Raw genomic sequence first — 26,795 nt, 5'->3', positions numbered from 1 at the left:
CACGAGACATGACCCTGGAACCGGGCCACGACGGCATGTCCTGGCTGACCCTGCACCTGCCCGCCCCCGCCGCCGAGGGCATCTGGGTCCACTGCACCCGCACCGCCCGCAGCCTCCAGGGCGCCCACGAAAACCGCACCCTGACCCAACTGCGCCTCGACACCGCCACCACCCTCCTGCTGGGCCACCACCCCCTCACCGGTGCCGCGACCACGCCCGCCGGTGACGCGGCCGATGACCAGGCCGGCACCACCGGTAATGCCGGCGGCGGCAGGACCGTCCCCACGGACGGAACCGCCGGCGGGACGGTCACCGTGCTGGCGGGAACCGCCGGCGGCACGGTCACCGTGGTGGACGGGGAGCCGCCGTGGGCCCACACCGGTGCCCCGACCGCCGCCGGTGACGCCGGCGAGGCTACCCCCGCCACCGTCGCCACGACCGGTCCCGCCGCTGCCGCCAGTGCCGCCAGTGCCGCCGGTGCCGCCAGTGCCGACCGCTCCGGCGGTGATGACCGGGCGGGGGCGCCGATCGCCGGTGTGCTCTGCGGGGACGGCTCCGGCTACCGCGACGGGCTCGTGGACGGGATCCCGGAGGAGCCCCTGCGCGAGTACCTGGAGCAGCTGGAGAAGGTCCGGACCGGGATGGCCGTCACCGAGCCGCCGCTGCCGGCCGCGCAAATCCTGGTCACCGTGCCGCTGGTGGGCCTGGTCGGGGCCACGAACCAGCCCGCCGAACTGGCCGGCTACGGGCCCATCCCGGAAACCCTGGCCCGCACGCTCCTGGCCAACGCCGCAACCTTCCTGCGCGTGGCCACCGACCCCCTCACCGACGAACCCCTGAACCTGGCCCCCACCCGCTACCGGATCCGGGCAGCGGACCGGGCCCTGCTGCGGGCAATGGCCGGCAGCTGCTACTGGCCCAACTGCACCAACCCCGTCCTGGATACCGAAAACGACCACCTCACCGCCTGGGAACACGGCGGCCGATCCACCCCCGCCAACCAACGCCCGGCCTGCACCCTCCACCACGCCCTGCGCCACTTCAAGGACGACAAGGACCGCCACGGCCGCCCCCGCCGCGAACGGGACCCCGCCCGGACCGGCATCAAGCTCCGCGGCTGGACGCCCCGCCTCACCCCCGACGGACGCGTCGGCTGGAAAGCCCCCTCCGGCCGCTACCATCCCCCCACGCCCCGGGACACCCCACCACCGGCCTACCCCAAACCGGTCAAAAAATACCTCACCAACGCCCTCAACCACCCCCAAGCCCAAAGCCACCAACGGGCCGCCACCCCGCCAACCACCCCGCCAACCAAACCACCGGCACTGATCACCCCGCCCAGCTACCTCGAAGAACTCCTCATCGAATACCAGCCACCCCACACAGCCTGACTCTCAGCCACCACCACGGCCTGGGGACTCGACACGCTCCCCAAGCTCACTGCCGGCCATCACTCCCCAAGCTCACTGCCCGGCCACCGCAGTTAGTGGGCACCGCCTGTGACGGAGGGTACGCTGTCGCTATGGCTACCAAGACCCCAGCAGAGATGATCTCCGCGCTACAGGCCGGCTACACTTTTGGCGGCTCCTCCATTGCCCTCGGCGCGGCCATTGTGGCCGGGCAGGTTCGTCCCGAGGCGCAGGTCAGCCTGCCGTTGGCGATGATGAACCGGCACGGGCTGGTGGCCGGGGCCACGGGTACGGGCAAGACCGTTACCCTTCACATGATCGCGGAGCAGCTTTCCACGGCCGGGGTGCCCGTCTTCATGGCGGACATCAAGGGCGATCTCACCGGGCTGGCTACCGCGGCGAGCGGGAGCGAGAAACTCACGGCCCGCACGCAGGGCATCGGCCAGCAGTGGGAGTCCAAGGCGTTCCCGGTCGAATTCCTCGCCCTGGGCGGCGCCGGCAGCGGCGTTCCGGTCCGGTCCACCATCACCTCCTTCGGCCCCATCCTGCTCTCCCGTGTACTGGACCTCAATGAGACCCAGGAATCGAGCATGCAGCTGATCTTCCACTACGCGGACACCAAGGGCCTGGAGCTGTATGACCTCAAGGACCTGCGCGCCGTCATCCAATTCCTCACCTCCGATGACGGCAAGGCGGACCTGGCGGAACTGGGCGGGCTATCGAAGGCGACCGCCGGAGTCATCCTGCGCAACCTGATCACCCTGGACGCCGAGGGCATGAGCGAATTCTTTGGCATGCCCGAGTTCGACACCGCCGAACTCCTTCGCATCGCCCCCGACGGCCGCGGCGTGGTCACCTGCCTCGAATTGCCCGGCGTCCAGGACAAGCCGCTGCTTTTCTCCACCTTCCTGATGTGGATGCTGGCCGACCTGTTCCGTGAGCTGCCCGAGGTCGGCGATCTGGACAAGCCCAAGCTCGTGTTCTTCTTCGACGAGGCACACCTGCTGTTCACCGGCGCCAGCAAGGCCTTCCTGAACGCCATAACCCAGACCGTGCGCCTGATTCGCTCCAAGGGGGTTGGCATTTTCTTCGTCACCCAGACCCCCAAGGATGTCCCCGGTGATGTCCTTGCCCAGCTCGCCAACCGGGTCCAGCACGCCCTGCGCGCGTTCACCCCCGACGATGCCAAGGCGCTCAAGGCAACCGTCTCCACGTTCCCGGTCAGCGACTACGACCTGGAGGAGGTCCTCACCTCGGCCGGAATCGGCGAGGCCGTCATCACGGTCATGAATGAAAACGGTGCTCCCACCCCCGTGGCCCTGACCCGGCTGCGCGCCCCCGGCTCGGTCATGGGACCCAGCAGCGCCGACGTCGTCACGGCGACCATCGCCGCTTCCTCCCTGCTCCCCACGTATGGGACGGCGGTTGACCCGGTCTCCGCCTACGAGAAACTGCAGGCCCCCGCGGCGGTTCCCGTGCCGCCCACCGGGCCCGCCGTCGGCACCCCGCTGCCCCCTCCCCCGCCCGTGACGCTGCCGGCGCCCGCCAACGACGGCGGCTTGGCCGCCGACGTGATCGGCGCCTTGGGCGGGGCCCTGGGCGGCGGGGTGAAGAGCATGATCCGCTCCATGGGCACCTCCCTGGGCCGCAACCTGATGCGCGATGTGTTTGGCACCGCCCGCCGGCGCCGCCGCTGACGGGCGACGCCAATTCAGCCTTGGCGGGCGGAGCCGGTATCGTTGAGCGGGTGACGAACGGGGCCAAGATCATCAAAATTGCCAACGCGTGGCTGCTGATCCTGATGCTGGCCATCGCGGCGGTCGTCGTGACCATCACCGTGGTGAACCATAATGCGTTCGGCCCCCAGCGGGCCGTGCAGGACTACCTGGACGCGCTGCGCGCCGGCGACGGGGCCAGGGCCCTGGGACTGCTGCACGCCAAGGTGCCCCCGGCCAATGCCGCAGTCCTGGACGGGGCGCCCCTGGCCAAGTCCCAGGCCGCCCTCACGGACGTGTACATCGGCGACCCCGCCAACGCCCCCTCGGGCCACAAGACCGTCACCATCTCCTACCGGATCGGCGACGCCCCACTGACGACGGAGTTCACGCTCACGCCGGGCCCGAAGCGGTGGCTGTTCTTCGAGACGTGGAGCATGGCGCCCACCACGCTGCCGCAAATCAACGTCACGGTGGTCAACGCCGCCCAGGCCTCGATCAACGGCGCGGCCGCCAACATGCCGGACGGCAAGAGTGCCTTCGCCGTCTTCTACCCGGGCAGCTACAGTGCCGAGTACCGCTCGGACTTCTTCGCCGCGCCCGCGGTGACGCGCAACGTGACGGGCCCGACGGCGGCAATTCCCGCCGTCGTGCTCGCCACCGGGCCCACCAGCAACCTGCTCACGCAGGTGGGCGGCACCCTGCACAAGTACCTGGACGCGTGCACCAAGCAGGCCGTTCTCATGCCCACCGGCTGCCCCATGAGTGCCGGGACGGACAACCGGGTGGTGTCGGCCGTGAAGTGGTCCATCCTGCAGTACCCGGACGTGGCCATCTCACCGTACGGCGGGCAGTGGATCATGGCCCCCCTGACAGTCAAGGCGCGGGTGGAGTACAAGGAGCAAAACCTGTACACCGGGGCGCTCGGCGACGTGAAAACCACCGAGGACTTTGGCTTCACGGCCAAGCTGGCGATCACCGGCAACACGGTCACCGTCACCCCGGTGGTCAGCTACTAGGGCTAAAAATCCATCCCGCGCAGCTCGAGCGTCAGCTGCGCGGCGCCGTCGGCCGCCAACACCACCGGGATGCCCCAGTCCTGCTGGTACAGGTGGCAGGCGGCGTGGTCCGGGATCTCGCCGCCGGCCTCGGCGGGGCCGTCGCAGGCCGCGGCGCGGGCCGTCAGGTGCAGCACGCCCTCGGGCACGTCCGGGGACAGCGACAGCGTCCGGCTCAGCCCCACCGAGGTCCCGCCACCGGCGACGAGCAGCTCCGGCGGGGTGGCGGAAACCTTCAGTTGCGTGGGGTCACCCCAGCGGTCGTCGAGCTTCTGGCCGGTCGGGGCCGCAAACCGGATGGTCAGGGCGAGGTCGCCGGCGGCAACGGGCGTCTTCGGGCGCTGCGTCTGGGCGGCCCCCTCGTCGACCTGGAGCGCATTCTTGGGCAGCGGCAGGCGGATCAGCTGGTGCCGGTTGGCCTCCACCACGATCAGCAGCGGCACGTCGCCGCTCTCGTCCAGGAGCACGTCGCTGGGCTCGGCCAGGCCGCGGGCCAGCGTGCTGACCGTCCGGGTGACGGGATCGTAGCGGCGCACGGCACCGTTGTAGGTGTCGGCAACGGCCACGGATCCATCCGGCAGCACGGCCACCCCGAGCGGGTGCTGGAGGCGGGCGGCGGAGGCGTCGCCATCGCGGAAGCCGAAGTCAAAGAGCCCCTCGCCAATGGCGGTCTCGACGCTCAGGGACCCGGACTCGCCAAAGGTCAGCACGCGCAGCGCGGACGTCTCCGAGTCGGCCACCCACAGATTGCCCTTGGCGTCCTCGGTGATCCCGGAGGGCTGCGCGAACCACGCTTGCCCGGGCGCGCCGTCGAGCAGCCCTTCGAGCCCGTTGCCGGCCACCACGCTCACGGCCCCGGTCAACGGGTCAAAACCAAAGATCTGGTGCACGCCGGCCATGGCGACCACCACGGTCTTCAAGACGTGCGAGTACGCCACATCCCACGGCGAGGACAGGGCCACCTGAAGCGGGGCGGTGCCCAGCAGCGATGAGGTGGCGGCGCCGTCGTCGCGCACCCGGGCGGGGCCGGCGTCGAGGAGGCGCTGCACGCCGTTGCCGGCCAGGGTGCGCACGGTGCCGTCGGCCAGGGCGACCCCGCGCAGCCGGTGGTTGACGGAGTCGGCCACGACGACGTCGTATCCCACCTGCGCGGCAAGCTCCCCCGGGAGCAGGGCCAGGCCCTGGGGTTCGTTGAATGCGGCGTCCGCGGCGGTGCCGTCGGCAAAGCCCCTGGTGCCGGCGCCGATGGTGCGCACCACGGTGGCGAGGTCGGCGGCCATCTCCACGAGGCGGTGGTGCCCGGTGTCCGAGACCAGGAAGGTGCCCCCGGGCAGGGGCAGCACCTTGCCGGGGAAACGCAGGTCGCGGGCGACGGGATCCGGTGCCACGTACGGGCCGTCGCCGCGGTGCAGCGTGCCCTTGGCCTCGTGTTCGGCGATGAGTTCGGGGATGAGCGACGCCAGGCCGGCGGCGTGGCCCTCGCCGGAGAGGTGGGCCACGATGTATCCCTCCGGGTCCACCACCACCAGGGTGGGCCATGCCCGGGCCGAGTAGGCCTGCCACGTCACCAGCTCGGGGTCGTCCAGCACGGGGTGGGTGATCTCGTAGCGCTCCACGGCCGCGGCCAGCGCCACGGGATCGGCCTCGTGCTCAAACTTTGGCGAGTGCACGCCCACCGTGACCAACACGTCCGCGTATTCCTCCTCGAGGGGGCGCAGTTCATCGAGCACGTGCAGGCAGTTGATGCAGCAGAACGTCCAAAAGTCGAGGATGACGATCTTGCCGCGCAGCTTCTCCAGGTTGAGCTCGGCCCCCCCGGTGTTGAGCCAGCCGCGCCCCTGAAGCTCGGAGGCACGCACACGCACGGTTGAAGCGGTTTGGGTCGGGGATTCCACTAGTGCTGCTCTCCTTGGCTGCCGGCCGGTGATTCCGGTGACGTTGGTGGCGTGTTGTGTGTGAGGGTTTGGGCGGACGACGCCGGTTGCGGGTGCGGGCGGCCGCGGCGGCTGGGATCGATGGTGGCGTCGCGGGCCGCCAGTTCCGCAAACATGTCATTGTAAGCGTCCAGGTCCGCGTCCTTATTCCGGTCCGCGGCGCGGTCCTTGCGCCTGGTCTCCCGGGCGTCGGACTTGGACCACATGTACGCGACGCCCATGGCGATGGCCAGGGTGGGGATCTCCCCCACGCCCCAGGCGATGCCGCCGGCGGTTTGTTGGTCTATCAGCGCCGAATCGCCCCAGGGGCGGCCCATGTTGCCAAAGTATTCCCCGGACAGCAGGGCGGTGGCCATCATCAAGGACACGCCGAAGAAGGCGTGGAACGCCATGGTGGCCAGCAGCAGCAGCAGCCGCAGCGGGTATGGGGCCCGACGCGGGAGCGGGTCGGAGCCGATCATGCTCATGATGAAGATGTAACCGGTCAGGGTGAAGTGCACGATCATCAGCTCGTGGCCCACGTGGTAGCGCATGGCCAGGTTGAACGCCGGCGAGTAGTAAAACAGGATCAGGCTGCCGGAGAAGTTTGCGGCCGCGAAGAGCGGGTGCGTGATCAGCTGCGAGTACTTTGAATGCACCAGCACCAGGATCCATTCGCGGATGCCGCGGGAGCCGTCCCGGCGCGGGGTGAGGGCCTGCAGCGCCAGGGAGACGGGCGAGCCCAGGGCCAGGAACAACGGGGCGATGACCATCAGGGACATGTGCTCCACCATGTGGGCGCTGAACAGCACATCCCCATAGACGGCCGGACCGCCCGAGGTGATGTACACCAGGACCAGCAGGCCGGCGAACCAGGAAATGCTGCGCAACGCCGACCACCTGTCGCCGCGGCGGCGCAGCTTGAGGATCCCGGAGAGGTACACGGCCCCGGCCGCCACGGCGAAGGCGATCCACAGCCAGTCCAGGCGCCATTCGGAGAACCAGCGGGAAAACACCAGTTCGGGCGGCAGCGGGTAGCCGGTGAGGATCTGGGCCGGCGTTTGCGCCGCCACCGCAATTTCCCGCGACTGCGGCGGGGCGGAGCGGCTTAGCCCCACGGCCAGCCCGCTCGTGACGCCCATGATGAGAAGTTCCCCGAAGACCAACTGCCAGAGCAGGCGGCGGGTGCGCAGCGACGTCGCACTCTTGCTGCCGTCCGCCAGCCGGGGGATGATCCAGCTGCGGTGCATGTAGCCGATCACGCCCAGCACGACGGTCGCGGCCGCCTTCGCGAGGATGAGCTGGCCGTAGGAGGAGTAGAAGAGGTCGTGCCAGTTGGTGATGCGGATGGCGGCGTTGATGGTGCCGGAGCCGGCCACGCCCACGAACGCGAAGATGGCCAGGGCGGAGAAGCGCTGCAGGGTTTGCGCCGTCAGTTTTCCCAGCACGCCCGAGACCGCCACGAGCACGATGATCCCGCCGACCCAGAGCGAGACGCTGGTGATGTGCAGGAACAGCGAGTTGACGGCTCCGGTGTGGTCGGCACTGGAGGCGGAGTGGCCAATCAAGGCCTGCGGGACGAAGGAAATGAACGCGATGACCAGCGGCACGGCCAGCCCGCTGAGGGAGCGCAGGCCAAAGACCAAGGTGGTGACCACGGCCGCGCAGATGACCACCATCAGCCACGCCTGCCCGACCGGGAGGCTGGTCATGTAAAAGACCAGCTGGTTGGTGTAGTCGGAGCTGCCGGCCAGCGGCAGGCCGGACAGGCTCGAATACGTGAACACCAGGACGGTGACGGCGGCGACCGTCCAGACGGCCCCGGCCCCGGCGGCCAGCGTCAGGGCACGGCTGAACGCGGGGTGCTCGGGCGCGTGCTGGTGCCTGGCCGCATCCGCCTTGTGGCTGCCGCTGTGCGGCCGGTGCGCCGTGAGGTCCTTGGGCAGGATGACGATGGCGAACACCAGTGAGCCGATCACGGTGGCTAGGGCGAGGTTGTGGATGGTGGTGGCGATGGGCAGCCCCCACCGGGTGAACGCGCCGGGATCGCCCAGCAGCTGGACCGCGGAGGCGCCGGTCCACAGCAGCGCCGCCACGACGCCGGCCACGGCGGCCGCGACTCCCAGCCACCACCACCGGCCGCGCACGCCGTCCGCAAAGTCCCGGGGACGTGCGGTATTCGGGCGGGAGGCGGTGGCGGGAGCTGATTCTACGGGTGGCACCCTTCCATTGTCTTGCACTCGGCCGCCATAGGGCTAATCAGCAAACTCCCAGCTTGAAACGGCCGGCGGGAAGGGCCCCGGGCGGGGCCGGGCGTTAAAACCGCGAAGGCGGCCACCAAGCGGGGCCGCCTTCGCCGTGAAGAAAGTTTGGGACTACTTCTTGTTGGAGACCGCGGCCTTCAACTTGGAGCCGGCAGACAGCTTGACGCTGTGACCGGCTGCAATCTGGATGGTCTCACCCGTCTGCGGGTTGCGGCCGGTGCGTGCTGCACGGTCGGTGCGCTCGATGGAGAGCCAGCCCGGGATGGTGATCTTTTCGCCGGCGGCAACGGAGCTCTCGAATACCGAGAAGAGGGCATCCAGAACGCCGTTCACTGCGGTCTGGCTGGTTTCAGCCTTGGCAGCAACTTCAGCAACCAGTTCGCTACGATTCTTAGCCATATTTGTCCTCCTGGACGTCAGAATGAGATTCCACGCGGTTGCGTGTCAACCACTGGTAGCGAACTTACCAGCAAATCCGCGAGATTCCGGCAAATTTCGGCGATTTTCGGCGTTTTCCGGGTCAATTTTCCCGGATGTCCGGGTTTTTTCGCTCTCAGCCGAGAACTTGACGGCTGCAAACCCCCCGCGGCCTGGCGGCCAGGCGCTGCTGGACCGCTTGGACGCTGTTGGGCAACGGCGTCCAAGCGGGTCGGGAGCGCCCCGGCGGAACGCCCGCGTTCCGGGCGGGCAGCAAAAAGGGCGGCGACCGCAATGGTCACCGCCCTTCCTACAACCGGAATTCGAAATTACCAGCTGGACTTCTTGATGCCGGGCAATTCGCCGGCGTGCGCCATCTTGCGGAAGCGGACACGGGAGATGCCGAACTTCTGCAGCGTGCCGCGCGGGCGGCCGTCGATGGCGTCGCGGTTGCGAACACGCACCGGCGAGGCATTGCGGGGGAGCTTCTGCAGGCCCAGGCGGGCTGCTTCGCGCTCTTCCGGCGTGGAGGACGGGCTAACCAAAGCCTTCTTCAGTTCGAGGCGCTTGGCGGCGTAACGCTCGACGATGACCTTGCGCTTCTCGTTCTTGGCAATCATGGACTTCTTGGCCATAGTCTTTAGCGCTCCTCTCGGAATTCAACGTGCTGACGGATCTTGGGGTCGTACTTCTTCAGGACCAGGCGGTCCGGAGTGTTGCGACGGTTCTTGCGGGTCACGTACGTGAAACCGGTACCCGCGGTGCTCTTGAGCTTGATGATCGGACGAACGTCCTTGTCCTTTGCCATTAGAGCTTCACCCCACGAGCCAGGATCTGGGCAACGACGGCGTCAATGCCGCGCACGTCGATGGTCTTGATGCCCTTGGCGGAAACCTGCAGGGTCACGTTGCGGCGCAGGGACGGAACCCAGTAGCGCTTCTTCTGGATGTTCGGATCGAACCGGCGCTTGTTGCGGCGGTGCGAGTGCGAAATGCTATGCCCAAAGCCCGGCTCGGCTCCGGTCACCTGGCAGTGTGCTGCCATGATCACTCCTAATAAATGTATGGAAACGGTCCACTGGTGCAAACCGTGCGGGAAGGCGGCGTCCGTCTGTTGGGCAGCAATGTCCCAACCGTCTCTGTCAAGATAAGTTGGGGCAGATCCAGCCCCGGCGAATACAGGAATGCACGCAACTTGAGCCCCTAACTACCGGCCCGCGGGATGATATCCACCGCAAACCGGAGCAATTGCACACGCTCCGCGCCACCTAGCGCCTCACCAGTCTAATTGCTGCCGGGCGATTAAGGCTAATTGGCCTTATCACGGGCGAAGCCGGGCAGGCACTAGCCGGGCTGGTGCAGTTCCGGCCAGCGGGCGCTTAGTTTGTCGCCGGAGGACACCCCGCGTAGTCGCCGGCCCACCCACGGGCCCACGTACTCCCGGGTCCACTGGGCGTTCTCCCGCCACATCCCGACCATGGTCTTCACTGGCATCGGCGGCAGGTCCGGCAGGGGGATCCGGGCCGTTTCACCCAGGACTTCCAGCACGCGGTTGGCCATGTTGGTGTGGCCCGGGGTGGACATGTGCATCCGGTCAACGCCCCACAGCCGCCAGTCGTTGTACTCCCGGAACCGCCAAAAATCCACCAGCTCCGCCCCGCGGGTCTCCACGACCTCCCGGACCAGCTCGTTGTAGACGGCGGTGCGGCCGCGGATCCCGGCAAACACCTTGGAGGCGCTGGCGTCAAAGGCCGTAAAGACCAGGACCCGCGCACCGGTGGCGACCAATTTTCCAATGCCCTCCGAGTACCCGTCCACCATCGCGTCGATGTCCACCGCGGGGCGCAGGATGTCATTGATGCCGGCGTAGATGGTGACCAGGGTGGGATTGAGGGCCGCGGCCGCGTCAATCTGCCCGGCCAGGATTTGGCGCATCAGCTTGCCGCGGACCGCCAGATTGGCGTAGCCGAATGCCTCCGGGCCGTCGCGGTGCGTGCCGGCGAGTTGTTGGGCCACCCGGTCCGCCCAGCCGCGCACCTGGTTCGGCCGGTGCGGGTCCGGGTCGCCCAGTCCCTCCGTGAAGGAATCACCCAGTGCCACGTACCGTGCCGTAAAGTCCACGCTCTTCTCCTTGCCGCCCGTGCCATCCCCGTGCCGCGGTGTCATACCCCGCGCCAGCCTTAACTAGGCTAGCGCTATGACCCCTCATCACCGCGAACTCGCGTGAGCGCACCCGCCACCATCTGGAGCCCGACGTACCGCGGCGCCACCGTCGGCTTCTTCGGCCTGGCGTTCATGGTGGCCTATTCGTCGGCGGCCATCACCACGTCCATGCCGGCGGCCGCCAAGGAACTCGACGGGCTGCCGCTGTACGGATTGGCCTTCGGCATCACCATGGCGGCCTCGGTGGTGTCCATGTCCCTGGCCGCGGTGTGGATCGACCGGGTGGGCCCTCAGATTCCGCTGCTGACCGGGGTGGGCCTGTACGTGTTGGGCATGTTCCTGGCCTCGGCGGCGCCCACCATGGGGTTGCTGGTGGCCGCGCGCGCCCTGCAGGGATTCGGCTCCGGGCTCGACGGCGTGGCCCTGTACGTGGGCATCGCCCGGGTATTCCCGGTGCATTTGCGGCCCAAGATGTTCGGCGCCCTCGCCGCGGCGTGGCTGCTGCCTTCCATTGTGGGCCCGGCACTAAGCGGGGTGATCACCGACCGCCTTGGCTGGCGGTGGGTGTTCGCGACAATTCCGGTCCTGGCCCTCCTGGCGGCGGCCGTCATCTACCGGGGCACCCGCGGCACCACCATGGACGTCCGGGCGGCGCCCTCTCGAGATGCGGGCCGGGACCCGCGGGCGCGGCTGGCGGCGTCGGTGTGGCGTCGGCCGGCGTGGGCGATCCTCGCCTCGGCGTCCGTGCTGCTCCTCGGCGATGCCAGTGCCCGCGCCCACGCAGGGTGGCCCGCGGAACTGGGGATCGCCGTCGTCCTGCTGTGCGTCTCGGTCAGCAGGCTGCTGCCCGCCGGGACGTGGCGGATGGTGCGCGGGCTGCCGTCGCTGATCTTGATGAGGGGGCTGATGGGCACCTCCTTCACGATCGCCGATGTATACCTGCCGCTGTATATGATTGACCAGCGGAATCTGCCGGCGTGGCTGGCGGGGCTGTCGCTGACGGTGGGCGGGGTGACCTGGGCCATCGGGGCGTGGCTGGCCGGGCGCGGCAGGCTGCGGCCCTCGCAATCGCTGCAGTGGGGCGCCCTGGCCATGCTTCTGGGCATGGCGGTCTCGGCCCTGGTGCTGGTGCCGGGCTGGCCGGTGTGGATCGCGTGGCTTGGCTGGACGGCGGCCGGGTTCGGCATTGGCTTGGCGTACCCCACACAGTCGGTGCTGGTGTTGGAGGAATCGGCCGAGCACGAACAGGGCATGAACTCCTCGGCCCTGCAGCTGAGCGAAACGCTCACCACGGCCGCGGCACTGGGCGTGGTGGGCGCCGTCTTCGCGGCGCTGCTGTTGTGGGGCGAGGCGGGCTACGTCATGGCGTTTGGGGTGGCGGTGGCTCTCGCACTGGGCACCGTGGCGGTTTCCCGGCGGGCCGGCTAAGCCGCGGTCCTCAGCGCGGGAAAGCGGCGGTGGGCCAGTGCTACGCGGCCGGCTCCAGCACCGCGCCGGCGGCGACGAGCCGGGCGTAGGCGCCGCCGGCCGCGCGCAGCCGGGCGGGAGTCCCCCGTTCGGCGATGGTTCCCCCGGCCAGCACGGCCAGCTGGTCCGCCTGCTCCACGGTGGAGAGCCGGTGTGCGATGGTCAGCGTGGTGCGGCCCACCCTCAAATGGTCCAGGGCGGCCTGCACCGCCGCCTCGGTGGTGTTGTCCAGCGCCGACGTCGCCTCGTCCAGAATCAGCACCCGGGGGTTGCGCAGGATGGTCCGGGCGATCGCCAGGCGCTGCTGCTCGCCGCCGGAGAACCGGTGGCCGCGCGCACCCACCAGGGTGTCCAGGCCGTCCGGCAGCCCGGCCACCAGGTCGGCGATGCGCGCCGCGGCCAGCGCCGCCCACAACTCTCCCTCGGCCGCCCCGGGCGCCGCCAGCAACAGATTCTCGCGAATCGAGGCGTGCACCAGGTACGTCTCCTGGGACACCACGCCCACAATCCGGGCCAGGGTCTCGGACGCAATGTCCCGCACATCGACGCCGTCGATGGTGACCCGTCCGCCCGTCACGTCCGCCAGCCGCGACACCAGGGACCCGAGCGTCGACTTCCCCGCTCCCGTGGGGCCCACGACGGCCGTGGTGGTGCCGGCCCGCAGCGCGAGGTCGATGCCGGCCAGGACGTCCGGACCGGCGTCGTACGCGAACCGGACGCCCTCAAAGCGGACCTCCCCCCGCACCGTGGCCGGGTCCAGGGGGACCGGCCGGCTCGGGGCGGCGATCTCCGGCACCAGGTCCAGGTATTCAAAGATGCGGCTGAACAGGGCCAGGGCGCTCACCCACTGGACCCCGAGGTTCAGCAGGCCCATGATGGGGCGGAAGATGGCGGCCTGCAGGGTCGTGAACGCCACGAGCGTGCCGATCGTCATGCCGCCGCTGGTGGCGGGCAGGCCGGCGGCCAGGTAGATCAGCGCCGGAATTGCCGAGAAGATGATGCCCATCGTGGCCATCCGCCAGCGCCCGGCCAGCTGCGAGCGCATCTGAAGCCCGATCAGCCGTTCGGAGCTGTCGGCGTAGCGGCGGGCGTCGCGGCCGGTGGTGCCCAGCGTTTTGGCGAGCCGGACCCCGGAGACGGAGAGCCCCTCCTCCACCTGGGTGTTCATGGCGGCCAGTTCGCCCTGCAGCGTGGCCGTGATGTCGCGCCGCAGCAGCGCCACGCGACGGGAAAACCAGACGGCCGGGGGAATGACCACCAGCGCCAGCAGGGACAGCCTGGGCGACAGGGCCAGCATCGCCGCGGCCGTGGCCACCGCCGTCGTCAGGTTCGCCGCGACGCCCGTGGCGGTGGAGGTGATCACCGACTGCATGCCCGCGATGTCGTTGTTCAGCCGGGACTGCACCTCGCCGCTGCGGGTGCGGGTGAAAAAGGCCAGCGACTGCCGCTGCAGGTGCCGGAAAAGCCGGATCCGCAGCGTGTGCATGATCTTTTGTCCCATGCCGGTGGTCATCCAGGTTTGCACCACGCCAATGAGGGCGGTGGCGGCCGCGACGGCGATCAGCCCGCCGGCCAGCCAGGCCAGCAGCGGCAGGTCCTGTTGGGGCAGGGCGGTGTCAAGGATGCCGCGGAGCAAAAACGGCTGGGCCAGCCCGATGATGCTGGATGCGCTGATGAGAAACATGACGACGACGATGGTCACCTTGTGTGGGGCGAACAGCGCGGCGATCCGGCGCAGGCTGACGGGATACTGCTTCAACTGTGTGCGGTCGGCGGGATTGATGCGGGCCGGACCGCGGTGCATGGTGCCGCGGGCGCCGCCGTCAAGGGGGGCCAGGGAAGGGGTGGCATTCGGGACGCCCGATCGGACCGTGTTGTGGATGAGGGTCTTCTCCGTCATCGGCACCACCTCCAGCGGTGTGCGGGGGCGCGGGGCTCGCACCAACTAATACAGAGGTTACCTCACTATGCGGTTGCCAGTCAATGTTGGTAGGCTGGTTTCCATGGACCACCCGGGCGACACTTCCCTAGATCTGGGCGAGCTTTTCCACGCCGCCTTCCGCGGCCTGCGCCGCACCTGGGCCGAACAACTGGCCCCGTGGGAGCTGACCCCGCACCAGTGGCGGGCACTGCAAACGCTCATGCGCGGCTGCGCCCCGGGGCGCGGCGGCGCCGTGGACGGACTGCGCCTGAAGGATCTGGCGGACCGGCTGCGCATTGCCCCGCGCTCCGCCACGGAGGTCGTGGACCAGCTGGCGGAGAAGGGCCTGGTGCGCCGGGAAGCGGACCCCACGGACCGCCGCGCCACCCTGGTGGTGGCCACGGCCCCCGGGATCCGCCTGTTCGGGGACGTCAGCGCGGCGCGGCGCGACAAATCCACCGAATACTTCGCCCGGCTGCCCGAGACCGACCGCGCCGAGCTGGCCCGCATCCTGCGCCAGCTCGGCCACGGGCGCTGAAGCGGAGCCGGCTACGCCTGCGGTGCGGCCCCCGAGATGTTCACGAGCCAGGGCACGCCGAACTTGTCCGTGCACATGCCGAAGGTGTCGCCCCACGGGGCCTTGGCCAACGGCTGGGCGACCGTGCCGCCCTCGGAGAGCTTGTTCCAGTAACCGGTCAGCAGTTCCTCATCGTCGCCGCTGAGCGAGACGCTGTGATCGGTGCCGCGGGTGTATTCCATGGAGTTGGGGGTGTCGGCCCCCATCAGCACCAAGCCGTTGTCCGCGGTCAGCATGCCGTGCATGATCTTCTCGAGTTCCGCCTCATCCTCGCTGGCGTGGTAGTCCCGGAAGGTGCTCAGCGCCAACTGGCCGCCAAAGACGGACTGGTAAAACTCCATGGCCTCCTTGGCGTTGTCCCGGAAACTCAGGTATGGGTTCAAAAGCGCGGTCATGATGGAACTCCTTGCTCGGGATGATCCGGTGGGGATGGATGACATTATGCCCCCAATCGAAGTGGCTGTCAGCAGTCATCCGGGGAGGGCCTGGCCGTCGCGCCAATATCCCATGAAGGCCACGGCACCCCGGTCCATGCCGACGTCGCGGACCAGGTAGCGGCGCAGGTCCCTGATGGTGGCGGCTTCCCCGGCCAGCCACGCGTACAGCCCGTGTTCCGGCGCGGCCTGCGGCGTTTCCCACAGAATGGCCGCGTCCACGTCAACATCCTCCGGTTCCTCCCCGCGTCGGCAAGCGGCCGGCGCAATGACGCCGCGGACACCGTGGGACAGCAGCTCGCCATGGGCCCGCCCGGAGCGTGCCAGCCAACTCAGCTCAATGTTGGCATTGGTGGAAAGGTCCAGGAAGTCCGCGGCCGTGGGCACCTCCAAAATCGCGTGGCCCTTCACGTGCGCGGGCAGGGACTCCAGGATCGCCGCGATGGCGGGCACGGCCGTCTCGTCGCCGGCCAGCAAGATGCGCCGGGCCTCACCGGGAGCGAATTCGATGCCCAGGCACTCGCCCCAGCGGGCGCACGGGCCAATCACCGTCAGGGGGTCGCCCGGGGATGCGGCCAGCGCCCAGGCCGCCGCCGGGCCGGACGCGACGGTGCGGGCACCCGCAGGTGTGGGGGCGCCCGCGCCGTGCAGCACGAAGTCAATGTCCAGCTCCGCCGGGCGGCCGGCGGCAGCGGGGCGCAGCGCCCGCACCGTATAGGTGCGCATCACCCCCCGCACGGACTCCTCCCGCGAGCGCCAGTCCCGGTACCAGTCCTCCGCCAGCGCGCCCCGCACCGCCAACAGGGCGGGCAGCGTGTGCCCGGGGGCCGGGATGAGCACCTTGATGCGCAGGTCCAGCGTTTCCCCGCCGGGCCCGGTGCCAAAGAGCTCCAGGTCCGGGCCGGTGAAGGTGATGCGGCGAAAATGGGGGGTCAGTTGACGCACCGCCGAGACGCGAACCTCAAACGCCCGCATGGGCCGGATGGGGTCGACATCTTCTTGAATACTTCGGCCGCCGTGTTCCACCGCCGCCACGCTCATGACGCCGCCCCTTCCGCGACGGGAACCGATTCCCGGGTTCCCGCACCCGCACCTACTTCTCCGCCGCCGGGCAGGGCCAGCAGCGCCGCCCGGCGCCCCATGGGCACCACCATCGGCGTGCCCACCACGGGATCGGCCACCACCACGGACTCCAGCCCAAACACCTCGCGGACCAGCGACGACGTCAGGATCTCCCGCGGCGGCCCCGCGGCCACAATGCGGCCCGCCTTCATGGCCACCAGATGGTCCGCGTACCGCGCGGCCAGGTTGAGGTCGTGCAGCACCATGGCCACCGTGGTCCCCCGCCGCGCGTTGAGCTCAGAGACGACGTCCAGCACCTCCACCTGGTGGGCCAGGTCCAGATAGGTGGTGGGTTCATCCAGCAGCAGCACGTCGGTGTCCTGCGCGAGCGCCATCGCGATCCACACGCGCTGTCGCTGGCCACCGGATAGTTCCTCGACGCGCCGCTGGGCCAGCTCCACCGTTCCGGTGACGGACAGCGCGGCGGCCACGGCGTCGTCGTCGTCGGCCGTCCACTGCCGGAACCAGCCCTGGTGCGGGCTGCGGCCGCGTCCCACCAGATCCGCCACGGTGATGCCGTCCGGTGCGGTGGGGGTCTGGGGCAGGATCCCCAGCTCGCGGGCCAGGGCACGCGTGGGCACCGTGTGGATGTCCGTCCCGTTCAGGCGCACGACGCCGGCGCCCGGCTTGAGCAGCCTGGCCAGCCCGCGCAGCAGCGTGGATTTGCCGCAGGCGTTGGCGCCGACGATGACGGTCACCTGGCCGGCGGGCAGGTCCAGGGACAGCCCGTCCACGATCGGGCGCCCCGTGTAGCCGAGGGTGAGGTCGTGGGCGCTGAGCCGTGTGGCCATGTCAGCCTCCTTGGTTGGAGCGGTTGGAAGAAATGAGCAGCCACAGCAGGAACGGGGCACCCAGCGCACCGGTCACCACGCCGACGGGCAGGTTCGTTCCGTCAATGGCATTGACGGCGGCAAAGTTGCCGGCGAGTACGATCGCGGCCCCCACCAGCGCCGCCAGGGTCAGCGACGCCGCTCCCCCGTTGAGCCGCTTGGCGATGGGCCCGGAGAGGAAGGCCACAAAGGCGATGGGCCCGGCCGCGGCGGTGGGCAGCGCGGCCAGCAGCACGCCCAGGACCGTCAGCTGCAGCCGCGCGCGACGGACCCGAAAACCCAGCCCGGCCGCCGTGTCATCGCCCAGGGCCAGGCCGCGCAAGTCCCGCGCCCCGAAGGCGGTGAACGGCAGCAACACCAGCAGTGCCACGCCCAGGATCGCAACCCGTTCCCACGTCGCGGAGTTCAGCGATCCGCTCAGCCACACCATCACGTCCCGGGCGTTGTTGACGTCGGCGCGGGAAAGCAGGAACGTCACGGCGGCCTGCAGGAACGCCGCGGCCCCGATGCCCACCAGGATCAGGCCCGTTCCGCCGCGGCCGAGCGCCAGCCAGGTGATCAGCGCCGCCACGGCCAGCGCCCCGGCCATGGCCGCGACGGAGACGCCGGCGCCGCCCGCGCCAAAGAGCACGATGGCGGCGACGGCCGTGGCGCTGGCACCGTAGCTGATGCCGATGATGTCCGGGCTGGCCAGCGGGTTGCGCAGCATCGACTGGAAAATGGCCCCCGCCACGCCAAAGGCCGCCCCCGCCAGCAGCCCCAGCAGCGCCTGCGGGAGCTTGTTTTCCATGACGATGAAGCTCGCGCCGGGGATGTTCGCCCCGCCGAGCAGGTGCAGGAAGTCGGGGATGGTCACGGTGTAGCTGCCCAGCAGGACGTTTATGGCGAGGAGCCCGGCCACCAGCAGTGTCAGCGCGCAGGTGATCCCGGCGCGCCGCCGCAGGGGCGCCTTGCGCCGCTCCCGCAGCCACGCCGCGGTGGGTTTGAAGTCCGTGTTCACAGTTCGGCCGCCTTGCCGCGGCGCACGACGGCGATGAAGACGGGTGCCCCGATCAGGGCGGCAACGATGCCGGCCGGAACCTCGCCGGGCGGCAGGACGAGGCGACCGGCGACGTCGGCCACGAGCAGCACGGCGGGGGCCACCACCATGGACAGGGGCAGCAGCCAGCGGTAGTCCGGGCCCACCAGGGCGCGCAGCAGGTGCGGGACCACCAGGCCGATGAAGCCGATGGGACCGGCCAGCGCGGTGGCCGAACCGCACAGCAGCACGATCCCAACCGCCGAGAGGGCGCGGCCCCGTCCCGGGCGGTGGCCGAGCCCGCGGGCGGTGTCATCGCCGAGCGCGAGCGTGTTCAGCAGCTTGCCGGTGGCCAGGAGAATCACGGTGCCGGCGACGACGAACGGCAGCACGGCCGCGACCGACTCCCAGGACTTGCCGGCCAGCGCACCCACCTGCCAGGTGCGGAACAGCTCCAGCGAATCCTGGCTGGAAACAAGCAGGGCGCTCATGAGCGAGCCCATCCCGGCCGCCACGCCCGCCCCGGCGAGCGCCAGCTTCACGGGAGTTGCCCCGCTGCGGCCCAGGCTGGCCACGGCGTATACCACCACGGCAGCCACGGCGCTGCCGGCAAACGCGAACCACAGGTACGTGGACACACGGGCGGCGCCGAGGAAGAAGATGCCGGCCACCACCGCCAGCGACGCCCCGGCGTTGACGCCCAGGATGCCGGGGTCGGCGAGCGGGTTGCGCGCCACCCCCTGCATGGACGTGCCGGCCAGGCCTAGCGAGGCCCCCACCACCAGTCCCGTCACCGTGCGCACGAGGCGGGAGGCCACGACCGCGTGGTCGCCGTCCCCGGGGGTGGCGTGGACCAGCGCGTCCAGGACCGTGGGCAGGGGGACGTTGCGGGCGCCCACCGCCAGCGACGCGAGCACCGCCGCCGCCAGGACGACCGCCACAACAACCAGCCACATGACCCGCCGCCGAAGAGGCGAGGATGGCCGGGCGGCGGGCCGAAGGGACGCGGCGGGTGCCGGCGTCGTGCCTTCAATCCATGCTTGCCGGGCGGGTGCACCCATAAGAAAAGCCCCTAGGCCTTGGCGGCCGCGGCGCCGAGCTGGGGCAGGAAGGTCTCCAGCGCCCAGGGCAGGCTCAGCGGGGAGGAGGCGGAAATGGCCAGGGTGAGGGTGTTGTCCGAGTCGGCCACAAACGCGCCCTTCTTGACGGCCGGGATCTGGCCCAGCAGCGGGTCCTTCACGATCGCCTCCTTGGTCTTGGCGTCCGGAACCCAGCTGACAAACACCTGCGAGGCCAGCTCGTTGGCCTTTTCGGCCGACCAGGGGATGAAGAAGCCGTCCTTGCCCTTTTCGGCCTCGACGACCACGGGAGCCAGCACCATGCCGATGCTCGTGAGGAACTTGGGCCGGTTGTCGGCGGAGAGGTAGACGTTCACGCCGTCGCTCTTGGCCGGTTCCAGGTTGCCGTAGATGAAGGTTTTGTCCTTGAGCTGCGGGTACTTCGCGGACTCCTCGGCAATGGTCTTTTCGGTCGCCGCGATGAGGTCCTTGGCGGCCTGGGACTTGCCGAGCGCCGCGCCGATCATGGTGGTGGAAGCCTGCCAGGCGGTGGCGTAGGGGGCCTCGGGGTAGGCGATGACGGGGGCGATCTTGCTCAGCTTCTCGTAATCCTCCTTCGTCAGGCCCGAGTAGGCGGCCAGGATGATGTCCGGGCTGGTCTTGGCGACCTCGGTGAAGTTGATGCCGTCCGCTTCCGAGTACTGGACGGGGGCCTTCGCCGTGCCGACGGCGGCACCGGCCTGTTGAAGCGCGGCGTCCTTCCACGGGGTGGAGCCGTTGGCGTTGCCGCCCCATTCGTCCCGGGGCATGCCCACCGGGACCACACCGAGCGCGAGGGCAATGTCCGCGTTGACCCAGGACACCGTGGCGGCGCGTTGCGGGGCGGACGTGATGACGGTCTCGCCGAACTTGTGCTTGACGGTGACGGGGAACGTGTCCGCGGGCGCCGGCCCCCGGGTGCCGCCGCCGGTCCCGCCGACGGCGCCGGTGGAGCACCCCGCCAGGGTCATACTTGCTGCCGCCACCGATGTCACTAGCCCCATGAGGGCCTGCCGACGCGAAAATTCCACCATGAGTCCTTACGACGATCCCGGGTAAGGCCCGCCCAAATTAGGTGAGCCTCACCTACCTTAGCGGAAAATTAAATCAATAGGGAACACAAGTGTGACGTATTAGACGCAAAGCGTCATGGGGGGCTCAGCCGCTGCGTCTTAGGGCGCGGCTCAGGGCGCGTCTCAGGGCGCGGGGGTGCGCAGGATCCAGTGGCCGGCGTCCATGCCGCGCATGATCTTGCGGCCGATGCGGGCCAGGTCCTCCACGTCCCGGGCGTCCAACTGGTCAAAGACCAGCGTCCGCACGGACTCCACGTGCAGCGGCGCCAGCGTGCGGACCAGGGCCATGCCGGCGTCGGTGATGGCGGTGGCGGTGACCCGGGCGTCGTCGGCGTGCGTCGAGCGCTCCACGAGCCCGCGCTCCGCCAGCTTCTTCACGACGTGCGAGAGCCGCGACAAGGAGGCGCTGGTCCGGGCCGCCAGCTCGCTCATGGGCAGCGTCCGGCTGGACGCCTCCGAGAGCATGGCCAGGACGTTGTAGTCAAAGAGGGACAGCTTGGCCGCCTGCTGCAGCGGTCCTTCCAGCGCCCCCGGCAGCAAGGTGGTGGTGGAGAGCAGCGCCAACCACGCGGCGCGCTCGTCCTGGGTCAGCCAGCGCGGGCCCGAATCAGTCATGCTTCCCATCCTTCCACGATTCCACCGCCCGCCGCGGACGGAGATCGGCGGGGGCGCCGGGCCGTCGACTCTTTACTTGACGCTTCAAGTAAAGCGGTCTATATTTAGTTGTAGCTTCAAGTAAAAACCTCGGCAAGACCTTCGGAAAGTGGGAACACCATGAGCACCATCACCATCATTGGCACCGGAAATATGGCCCGCGGCATCGCCGCCCGCGCACTCGCCGCCGGCCGGAACGTGGAAATCCTGGGCCGGGATGCGCAGAAGGCCCAGTCGCTGGCCGCCGAACTTGGCACCTCCAGCACCGCGGGCGAGCTCGGCCGGACGCCGGCCGGTGAGATCGTCGTGCTGGCCCTGCCGTTCGACGCCGCCAAGGACGTCGTTTCCACCCTCGGCGAGGCCCTGGCCGGCAAGACGGTCATCGACATCACCAATCCCGTGAACTTCGAGACCTTTGATTCCCTGGTGGTCGCCCCCGGCACGTCGGCAGCGGAGGAAATCGCGGCCCTGACCCCGGCGAACGTGGTCAAGGCCTTCAACACCACCTTCGCCGGCCCGCTGGCGACCGGTGAGTCCAACGGCCAGGTCCTGGACGTCTTTATCGCCGGCGACAACGCGGAGGCAACCGCCGCCGTGGCGTCGCTGGTCTCCGATGGCGGCATGCGCCCCATCGTGGCAGGCCCCCTGAAGCGTTCCCGCGAGCTGGAGGGCTTCCAATTCCTCGTCATGACGCTGCAGGCCAACCCGGCATTTGAGACCTTCAACTGGAGCACGGGCCTGAAGATCGTCGACTAATCCTGCGAGTCCGCAAGCCTGCAACGGGGTCCACGCTCGCGTGGGCCCCGTTGCTGTCTTGCGGGCAAGGGGAGGGGGGTGGGGAGCTAAGCGTCCACCGGCCGGGTGGGCGCGGTTCCGCGGCCGAACGGCCGCCCGCCCAGCGCGTCCCGGCCGTGCGGGGTCAGCCAGCCCGACGTGCCCGGCCCCTTGGGCACAATCTGCGTGGGATTGAGGTCCTCGTGCACGACGTAGTAGTGCTTCTTGATCTGCTCAAAATCCACCGTGTCGCCAAAGCCGGGCGTCTGGAACAGGTCCCGGGCGTAGGCCCACAGCACGGGCATCTCGGTCAGCTTGTTCCGGTTGCACTTGAAGTGGCCGTGGTAGACGGCGTCGAAGCGGACCAGCGTGGTGAACAAGCGGACGTCCGCCTCGGTGATGGTCTCCCCCACCAGGTAGCGCTGCGCCGCCAGCCGCTCCTCGAGCCAGTCCAGGGCGGTGAACAGGCGGTCGTAGGCGGCGTCATAGGCCGCCTGGCTGCCGGCGAAGCCGCACCGGTAGACGCCGTTGTTGACCTCCGTGAAGACCCGCTTGTTGACGGCGTCAATTTCCCCCCGCAGCGCCTCCGGGTACAGCTCCGGCGCGCCGTCGCGGTGAAACGCGGTCCATTCGGTGGAGAAGTCCAGGGTCATCTGCGGGAAGTTGTTGGTGACCACGGCGCCGGAGGGCACGTCCACCAGGGCGGGGACGGTGATGCCGCGCGGGTAGTTCGGGGTGCTCCGGAAGTAGGCCTCCTGCAGCCGTTCCATGCCCAGCACCGGGTCCACGCCGCCCGGGTCCAGGTCAAAGGTCCACGATCGCACGTCGTGGGTGGGCCCGCACACGCCGATCGAGATGGCTTCCTCCAGCCCCAGCAGCCGGCGCACAATGGTCGAGCGGTGCGCCCACGGGCATGCCCTGGCCACCACCAGCCGGTACCGCCCGGCCTGCACCGGATACCCGTCCGCGCCGTCGCGGGTGATCCGCGTTTCAATGTAGTTCGTGTCCCGCGTGTATTCGGCCCCGGTGACGTAGGCGCCCCTGGTGCTGAAGTCCGTGCCCTGTGTATCCATATCGCCAGCCTATGCCCGTCGCGTCGTCCCTGTCAGGACGCGGCGCCCGCCCCGGATTGCCGCCGGAGTCGGCCCCGGCGCCGGGAACGCCGCTTTACTCTGGAAAATCAGACTGCCTATGATCGAAGGCAGCAGGTGAATGATCGCGTGAACGTCACCCCGCCCGGGCCGTCAGGCAGCTAGCGAAGGCCGTGCGGGGCCGTAACGAATGAATGCCACCAACAGTAAAGGACCCGCAAATGGTCGTGCCGGACGTTTCATCGACTGCCGACACCAGCGCCGCATCCGCGGGCCGGACAATTGCCCGGGCCGGCGCCGCCATGATCGAGTTCGCCAATGTGACGAAAACCTACCAGCCCGGGCAACCGGCCGTGGAAAACTTGAACCTGCGCATCGACACCGGCAAGATCACCGTCTTTGTGGGCCCGTCCGGCTGCGGGAAGACCACCTCGCTGCGCATGATCAACCGCATGGTGGAGCCCAGCAGCGGCACCATCACGGTGGGCGGGCGCAATATCAGCACCATCGCCGCCCCGGCGCTGCGCCGTTCCATGGGGTATGTGATGCAGTCGGCCGGGCTGTTGCCGCACCGCACGGTCATGGACAACGTCACCACCGTGCTGCGGCTGAACCGGGTGCCGCGCCCGGCGGCCCGCCGTCGTGCCGCGGAGCTGCTGGACACGGTGGGGCTGTCCGCCGCGCTGGGCCGGCGCTACCCGAATCAGCTTTCCGGCGGCCAGCAGCAGCGCGTCGGCGTGGCCCGGGCCCTGGCCGCGGACCCGCCCGTGCTGCTCATGGACGAACCGTTCAGCGCCGTGGACCCGGTGGTGCGCGCCGAACTCCAGCAGGAGTTGCTGCGCCTCCAGCGCGACCTCGCCAAGACCATCGTGTTCGTCACGCACGACATCGACGAGGCCACGCTGCTCGGCGACAAGGTGGCCGTGTTTGCCACGGGCGGGCGCGTGGCCCAGTACGCGGCGCCGGAGGAGATTTTGCGGGCGCCCGTGGACGACTTCGTGGCCGCGTTTGTGGGCCGGGACCGCGGCTTCCGGCACCTGTCCTTCGACGCCGGTGCGTCCGTGCCCGTCCACCCCGCCCCGACTGTCCCGTACCCCGGCGCACCGTCCTCCGGCGGCTGGGCGCTGGCCGTGGACGCCGGCAACCGGCCGCTGGGCTGGCTGGCGCCCGGTACGGGCGATCCGCTGCGCCCGGGCGGTTCCCTCTTCCGCGCCGGCGATTCCCTGCGCAATGCCCTGGATGCGGCCCTGTCCTCCCCGTCCGGCCTGGGCGTTGCCGTGGACGCCGCCGGTGGAGTCATCGGCGTGGTCCGGGCGCCCGAGGTGCTGGCCGCCATCGACGCCGCACGGGCTTCCCGCAATGAACCGAAGGCCCGGCGCTGATGGCCTGGCTGCTCGCCAACCTGCCCGAGGTCCTCTCACTCGGCGGCTACCACCTGGTGCAGGCCGTCGTGCCGCTGGTGCTCAGCGTGGCCATCGCCGTCCCGCTGGCCCAGCTGGCCCGGCTCAACAAGGTTGCCAGCGCCTGCATCCTCTCGGTGGGCTCCCTGCTATACACGATCCCGTCGCTGGCGTTGTTCGTGATCCTGCCCGGCATCCTCGGGACCAGGATCCTGGACTTTGCCAACATCATCGTGGCGCTGACCATTTATGCGGTGGCCCTGCTGGTGCGCGCCACCCTGGACGCGCTGAACTCGGTCGACGAGGACATCCGCCAGGCCGCCACGGCCATGGGGTACAGGCCCGTGCAGCGTTTTCTGGCCGTGGACCTGCCGCTGTCCACCCCCGTGCTTTTTGCCGGGCTGCGCGTCATTTCCGTCAGCAACATCTCCCTCGTCACGGTGGGCGCCCTGCTGGGGATTCCCAGCCTGGGATTCTTCTTCACCGATGGGCTGCAACGGAACTTCGTGACGGAGATTGTGGTCGGCATTGCCGGCACCCTGGTGCTGGCGGTGCTGATGGATGCGGTCCTGGTGCTGCTCCAGCGGCTGCTCACCCCCTGGCTGCGCGTTGCCAGGCCGGACGCGGCGGTGGCCGCATGAGCCTGCCCGCCGTGGACTACACGTCCTCCGACCCGTTTAGCCAGGGCCTGCAATGGTTGTCGGACCCGGTCAACTGGCAGGGCCCGCTGGGCATTCCGCAGCGCATCCTCGAGCACCTGGGCTATTCCGGGCTGACGCTGCTGATATCACTGGCGATCGCCGTGCCGATCGGGCTGTACGTGGGCCATACGGGGCGCGGACGCGTCGTGATCGTCGCCCTGGCCGGGGTGTTGCGCGCGTTGCCGACCCTGGGCATCATGACTCTCTTCGCGCTCATGGCGACCTCCACCCTGTCCCTCATGCCGGCCGTGTGGTCCCTCGTGCTGCTGGCGGTACCGCCCATCCTCACAGGCGTGTATGCCGGGATCGCCGCCGTCGAAGATGACATTGTGGATGCCGCGCGCAGCATGGGCATGAGCGAATGGCAGGTGCTGTTCCGGGTGGAGGTGCCCAACGGCCTCGCCGTGATGCTGGGCGGATTCCGGTCGGCGGTGCTGCAGGTGGTGGCCACCGTCGCCGTCGTGGCGTTTATCAGCCTCGGCGGGCTGGGCCGGTTCATCATTGACGGGCTCGCGGTGCAGGACTACGGTCAGGTGCTGGGCGGGGCCGTGGTGATCGCGGCCCTGGCGATCGTCATCGATGGTCTGCTGGCGCTGGTGCAACGCGTGGCCGTCTCACCGGGACTGCAAGGTCCCCGGTACGCTCCGGCGCAGATCCCCGCCGCCAGTGAACCATTCGCCAAAGCCAGTGAACCATTCGCCAAGAACAGTGAACCATTCGCCAAAGGCACCACAGGAGGAACATCATGACGACCATTTCCCGTCCCGCTCGCAGGAGCTTGCTGGGGGCGGCCGCCGGCCTGTCCGCCCTGCTGGCGGTCACCGCCTGCGGCGGCAGCCCGCTCTCCACAACCACCGGCGGCGGCTCCGGGGACACAGGTTCGGTGGTGGTCGGCTCGGCCAACTTTCCCGAAAGCGCCACGGTTGCCGAGATCTATGCCGGTGCGCTCAACGCCGCCGGGGTGAAGGCCACCACCAAGCTGAACATCGGCGCCCGTGAGGTGTACGTCAAGGCCGTGGAGGACGGCTCCATCGACCTCGTGCCCGACTACAGCGGCAACCTGCTCGGCTACCTCGATGCCAAGGCCACGGCCGTCACGGCAGAGGAGGTCATCAAGGCCCTTCCCGCGAAACTCCCGTCCGGGCTGTCCATCCTTGACGCCGCCACGGCCGAGGACAAGGACGCCATGGTGGTCACGGCCGCAACCGCCGCCAAATACGGGAACCTGAAATCAATCGAGGACCTGGCCAAGGTGTGCGGGGAGCTCACGCTGGGCGCGCCGCCGGAGTTCCGCACCCGCTCCTTTGGCCTGCCCGGGCTGAAAGCCAAGTACAACTGCGTCCCCGCGAAGTTCACGCCCACCTCCGACGGCGGCGGCCCGCTCACGGTCAAGGCCCTGTTGAAAAACGACATCCAGGTGGCGGACATTTTCACCACCTCCCCGGACATCGCCGACAACCACCTGGTGGTGCTCACCGACCCCAAGAACAATTGGTTGGCCCAGCAGGTCGTCCCGCTGGTGAAGACGGCCAAGGTCAACGACGCCGCCAAGGCCGCGCTGAATAACGTCTCGAGCCTGCTGACCACCGAGGACCTCATCAGCCTCAACCGCCTGGTCAGCGGCGACCAAAAGATGGACCCGAAGGCGGCCGCGGCCCAATGGCTCAAGGACAAGGGCATCACGAAATAAGGAGTGGC

The 26,795-nt window shown here is 69.3% G+C and carries 26 protein-coding genes; 10 read left to right on the top strand and 16 right to left on the bottom strand.

Translation table 11 applies throughout. The annotated features are described in order from the left end of the window. From AB4Y80_RS07695 to AB4Y80_RS07685, 3 genes are all read left to right on the top strand, one after another. A partial coding sequence (locus tag AB4Y80_RS07695; RefSeq protein WP_442213337.1) for an HNH endonuclease signature motif containing protein occupies positions 1-1,391 on the top strand: 1,391 nt, incomplete at its 5' end. A gap of 131 nt (positions 1,392-1,522) precedes the next feature. Next, positions 1,523-3,106 (top strand): helicase HerA-like domain-containing protein, encoded by a 1,584-nt coding sequence (locus tag AB4Y80_RS07690; RefSeq protein WP_442213335.1) that lies wholly within the window; start codon positions 1,523-1,525, stop codon positions 3,104-3,106. Between the two features lie 50 nt (positions 3,107-3,156). Next, the gene (locus AB4Y80_RS07685; RefSeq protein ID WP_442213333.1) at positions 3,157-4,143 is read left to right on the top strand and encodes a hypothetical protein; all 987 of its coding nucleotides are present in this window, start codon (positions 3,157-3,159) and stop codon (positions 4,141-4,143) included. Positions 4,144-4,145: 2 nt separating this feature from the next. Here AB4Y80_RS07685 and AB4Y80_RS07680 read toward each other — a convergent pair whose 3' ends face one another. The 7 genes from AB4Y80_RS07680 to AB4Y80_RS07650 all read right to left on the bottom strand — a co-directional run bounded on the left by AB4Y80_RS07680 (position 4,146) and on the right by AB4Y80_RS07650 (position 10,896). Continuing rightward, entirely contained in the window at positions 4,146-6,077 is a 1,932-nt protein-coding gene (locus AB4Y80_RS07680; RefSeq protein WP_442213331.1) for an NHL domain-containing thioredoxin family protein, read from the bottom strand. Beyond that, on the bottom strand, positions 6,077-8,317 hold the full coding sequence (locus tag AB4Y80_RS07675) for a cytochrome c oxidase assembly protein (RefSeq protein ID WP_442213329.1): 2,241 nt from the start codon (positions 8,315-8,317) through the stop codon (positions 6,077-6,079). Before AB4Y80_RS07675 ends, AB4Y80_RS07680 begins: the two co-directional genes overlap by 1 nt. Before the next feature lie 153 nt (positions 8,318-8,470). After that, positions 8,471-8,758, bottom strand: coding sequence for an HU family DNA-binding protein (locus AB4Y80_RS07670; RefSeq protein WP_110502511.1), 288 nt, complete (start codon positions 8,756-8,758; stop codon positions 8,471-8,473). 347 nt (positions 8,759-9,105) lie between these two features. Continuing rightward, positions 9,106-9,411: a 30S ribosomal protein S14 gene (gene rpsN, locus AB4Y80_RS07665; protein WP_442213326.1), complete on the bottom strand. Its 306-nt coding sequence runs from the start codon at positions 9,409-9,411 to the stop codon at positions 9,106-9,108. Positions 9,412-9,416: 5 nt separating this feature from the next. Then, positions 9,417-9,584, bottom strand: a complete 168-nt coding sequence (gene rpmG, locus AB4Y80_RS07660; protein WP_044574616.1) for a 50S ribosomal protein L33 — start codon at positions 9,582-9,584, stop codon at positions 9,417-9,419. Next, a complete protein-coding gene (gene rpmB / locus AB4Y80_RS07655) occupies positions 9,584-9,820 on the bottom strand; it encodes a 50S ribosomal protein L28 (protein ID WP_442213323.1) in 237 nt (78 codons plus the stop codon). The genes rpmG and rpmB overlap by 1 nt, the downstream gene beginning before the upstream one ends. Positions 9,821-10,119: 299 nt before the next feature. Then, positions 10,120-10,896, bottom strand: coding sequence for an SGNH/GDSL hydrolase family protein (locus tag AB4Y80_RS07650; RefSeq protein WP_442213352.1), 777 nt, complete (start codon positions 10,894-10,896; stop codon positions 10,120-10,122). 102 nt (positions 10,897-10,998) lie between these two features. Here AB4Y80_RS07650 and AB4Y80_RS07645 point away from each other — a divergent pair, with 102 nt between their 5' ends. Next, complete coding sequence (locus AB4Y80_RS07645; RefSeq protein ID WP_442213321.1) at positions 10,999-12,366, top strand: MFS transporter; 1,368 nt, start codon at positions 10,999-11,001, stop codon at positions 12,364-12,366. A gap of 40 nt (positions 12,367-12,406) precedes the next feature. Here the strand turns inward: AB4Y80_RS07645 and AB4Y80_RS07640 are convergent, their stop codons facing one another. Next, complete coding sequence (locus AB4Y80_RS07640; RefSeq protein WP_442213350.1) at positions 12,407-14,209, bottom strand: ABC transporter ATP-binding protein; 1,803 nt, start codon at positions 14,207-14,209, stop codon at positions 12,407-12,409. 199 nt (positions 14,210-14,408) lie between these two features. Between AB4Y80_RS07640 and AB4Y80_RS07635 the strand changes: the two genes are divergently transcribed. Next, a complete protein-coding gene (locus tag AB4Y80_RS07635) occupies positions 14,409-14,864 on the top strand; it encodes a MarR family winged helix-turn-helix transcriptional regulator (protein ID WP_442213319.1) in 456 nt (151 codons plus the stop codon). Between the two features lie 11 nt (positions 14,865-14,875). Here AB4Y80_RS07635 and AB4Y80_RS07630 read toward each other — a convergent pair whose 3' ends face one another. The 7 genes from AB4Y80_RS07630 to AB4Y80_RS07600 all read right to left on the bottom strand — a co-directional run bounded on the left by AB4Y80_RS07630 (position 14,876) and on the right by AB4Y80_RS07600 (position 21,101). Next, positions 14,876-15,298, bottom strand: a complete 423-nt coding sequence (locus AB4Y80_RS07630) for a VOC family protein (RefSeq protein ID WP_442213317.1) — start codon at positions 15,296-15,298, stop codon at positions 14,876-14,878. A 75-nt stretch (positions 15,299-15,373) separates the two neighbouring features. Beyond that, positions 15,374-16,378, bottom strand: a complete 1,005-nt coding sequence (locus AB4Y80_RS07625) for a siderophore-interacting protein (RefSeq protein WP_442213315.1) — start codon at positions 16,376-16,378, stop codon at positions 15,374-15,376. Then, a complete protein-coding gene (locus AB4Y80_RS07620) occupies positions 16,375-17,250 on the bottom strand; it encodes an ABC transporter ATP-binding protein (protein ID WP_442213313.1) in 876 nt (291 codons plus the stop codon). The genes AB4Y80_RS07625 and AB4Y80_RS07620 overlap by 4 nt, the downstream gene beginning before the upstream one ends. Position 17,251: 1 nt before the next feature. Then, positions 17,252-18,289 (bottom strand): FecCD family ABC transporter permease, encoded by a 1,038-nt coding sequence (locus AB4Y80_RS07615; RefSeq protein WP_442213311.1) that lies wholly within the window; start codon positions 18,287-18,289, stop codon positions 17,252-17,254. Continuing rightward, positions 18,286-19,263 (bottom strand): FecCD family ABC transporter permease, encoded by a 978-nt coding sequence (locus tag AB4Y80_RS07610; RefSeq protein ID WP_442213309.1) that lies wholly within the window; start codon positions 19,261-19,263, stop codon positions 18,286-18,288. The genes AB4Y80_RS07615 and AB4Y80_RS07610 overlap by 4 nt, the downstream gene beginning before the upstream one ends. 116 nt (positions 19,264-19,379) lie before the next feature. Continuing rightward, entirely contained in the window at positions 19,380-20,438 is a 1,059-nt protein-coding gene (locus tag AB4Y80_RS07605; protein WP_442213307.1) for an ABC transporter substrate-binding protein, read from the bottom strand. 162 nt (positions 20,439-20,600) lie between these two features. Continuing rightward, positions 20,601-21,101 carry a MarR family winged helix-turn-helix transcriptional regulator gene (locus AB4Y80_RS07600; protein WP_442213305.1) on the bottom strand — a complete coding sequence of 167 codons (501 nt, stop codon included), beginning with the start codon at positions 21,099-21,101 and terminating at the stop codon, positions 20,601-20,603. Positions 21,102-21,251: 150 nt separating this feature from the next. Between AB4Y80_RS07600 and AB4Y80_RS07595 the strand changes: the two genes are divergently transcribed. After that, positions 21,252-21,887, top strand: coding sequence for an NADPH-dependent F420 reductase (locus AB4Y80_RS07595; protein WP_442213303.1), 636 nt, complete (start codon positions 21,252-21,254; stop codon positions 21,885-21,887). A gap of 86 nt (positions 21,888-21,973) precedes the next feature. Here the strand turns inward: AB4Y80_RS07595 and AB4Y80_RS07590 are convergent, their stop codons facing one another. Continuing rightward, complete coding sequence (locus AB4Y80_RS07590; protein ID WP_442213301.1) at positions 21,974-22,978, bottom strand: glutathione S-transferase family protein; 1,005 nt, start codon at positions 22,976-22,978, stop codon at positions 21,974-21,976. A 320-nt stretch (positions 22,979-23,298) separates the two neighbouring features. Between AB4Y80_RS07590 and AB4Y80_RS07585 the strand changes: the two genes are divergently transcribed. The 4 genes from AB4Y80_RS07585 to AB4Y80_RS07570 are packed head-to-tail and all read left to right on the top strand — an operon-like array spanning position 23,299 to position 26,787. Then, positions 23,299-24,378, top strand: a complete 1,080-nt coding sequence (locus AB4Y80_RS07585; protein WP_442213348.1) for an ABC transporter ATP-binding protein — start codon at positions 23,299-23,301, stop codon at positions 24,376-24,378. Next, positions 24,378-25,037 carry an ABC transporter permease gene (locus tag AB4Y80_RS07580; RefSeq protein ID WP_442213299.1) on the top strand — a complete coding sequence of 220 codons (660 nt, stop codon included), beginning with the start codon at positions 24,378-24,380 and terminating at the stop codon, positions 25,035-25,037. The genes AB4Y80_RS07585 and AB4Y80_RS07580 overlap by 1 nt, the downstream gene beginning before the upstream one ends. Continuing rightward, positions 25,034-25,846, top strand: a complete 813-nt coding sequence (locus AB4Y80_RS07575) for an ABC transporter permease (RefSeq protein WP_442213297.1) — start codon at positions 25,034-25,036, stop codon at positions 25,844-25,846. The genes AB4Y80_RS07580 and AB4Y80_RS07575 overlap by 4 nt, the downstream gene beginning before the upstream one ends. Further along, positions 25,843-26,787: an ABC transporter substrate-binding protein gene (locus AB4Y80_RS07570; RefSeq protein ID WP_442213295.1), complete on the top strand. Its 945-nt coding sequence runs from the start codon at positions 25,843-25,845 to the stop codon at positions 26,785-26,787. The genes AB4Y80_RS07575 and AB4Y80_RS07570 overlap by 4 nt, the downstream gene beginning before the upstream one ends. Positions 26,788-26,795: the final 8 nt, after the last annotated feature.

Origin of the sequence: Specibacter sp. RAF43 (assembly GCF_052114065.1) — a bacterium.
Lineage (GTDB): Bacteria > Actinomycetota > Actinomycetes > Actinomycetales > Micrococcaceae > Specibacter.
The sequence above is the reverse complement of the archived record's forward strand: the minus strand, read 5'-3'. Positions and strand labels throughout refer to the sequence as shown.

Coding starts and splice junctions, on each gene's coding strand:
- AB4Y80_RS07690 (WP_442213335.1), top strand. CDS start 1,523: ATGGCTACCAAGACCCCAGCAGAGATGATCTCCGCGCTACAGGCCGGC.
- AB4Y80_RS07670 (WP_110502511.1), bottom strand. CDS start 8,758: ATGGCTAAGAATCGTAGCGAACTGGTTGCTGAAGTTGCTGCCAAGGCT.
- rpsN (WP_442213326.1), bottom strand. CDS start 9,411: ATGGCCAAGAAGTCCATGATTGCCAAGAACGAGAAGCGCAAGGTCATC.
- rpmG (WP_044574616.1), bottom strand. CDS start 9,584: ATGGCAAAGGACAAGGACGTTCGTCCGATCATCAAGCTCAAGAGCACC.
- rpmB (WP_442213323.1), bottom strand. CDS start 9,820: ATGGCAGCACACTGCCAGGTGACCGGAGCCGAGCCGGGCTTTGGGCAT.
- AB4Y80_RS07640 (WP_442213350.1), bottom strand. CDS start 14,209: ATGCACCGCGGTCCGGCCCGCATCAATCCCGCCGACCGCACACAGTTG.
- AB4Y80_RS07635 (WP_442213319.1), top strand. CDS start 14,409: ATGGACCACCCGGGCGACACTTCCCTAGATCTGGGCGAGCTTTTCCAC.
- AB4Y80_RS07630 (WP_442213317.1), bottom strand. CDS start 15,298: ATGACCGCGCTTTTGAACCCATACCTGAGTTTCCGGGACAACGCCAAG.
- AB4Y80_RS07625 (WP_442213315.1), bottom strand. CDS start 16,378: ATGAGCGTGGCGGCGGTGGAACACGGCGGCCGAAGTATTCAAGAAGAT.
- AB4Y80_RS07620 (WP_442213313.1), bottom strand. CDS start 17,250: ATGGCCACACGGCTCAGCGCCCACGACCTCACCCTCGGCTACACGGGG.
- AB4Y80_RS07610 (WP_442213309.1), bottom strand. CDS start 19,263: ATGTGGCTGGTTGTTGTGGCGGTCGTCCTGGCGGCGGCGGTGCTCGCG.
- AB4Y80_RS07605 (WP_442213307.1), bottom strand. CDS start 20,438: ATGGTGGAATTTTCGCGTCGGCAGGCCCTCATGGGGCTAGTGACATCG.
- AB4Y80_RS07600 (WP_442213305.1), bottom strand. CDS start 21,101: ATGGGAAGCATGACTGATTCGGGCCCGCGCTGGCTGACCCAGGACGAG.
- AB4Y80_RS07595 (WP_442213303.1), top strand. CDS start 21,252: ATGAGCACCATCACCATCATTGGCACCGGAAATATGGCCCGCGGCATC.
- AB4Y80_RS07590 (WP_442213301.1), bottom strand. CDS start 22,978: ATGGATACACAGGGCACGGACTTCAGCACCAGGGGCGCCTACGTCACC.
- AB4Y80_RS07585 (WP_442213348.1), top strand. CDS start 23,299: ATGATCGAGTTCGCCAATGTGACGAAAACCTACCAGCCCGGGCAACCG.
- AB4Y80_RS07580 (WP_442213299.1), top strand. CDS start 24,378: ATGGCCTGGCTGCTCGCCAACCTGCCCGAGGTCCTCTCACTCGGCGGC.
- AB4Y80_RS07575 (WP_442213297.1), top strand. CDS start 25,034: ATGAGCCTGCCCGCCGTGGACTACACGTCCTCCGACCCGTTTAGCCAG.
- AB4Y80_RS07570 (WP_442213295.1), top strand. CDS start 25,843: ATGACGACCATTTCCCGTCCCGCTCGCAGGAGCTTGCTGGGGGCGGCC.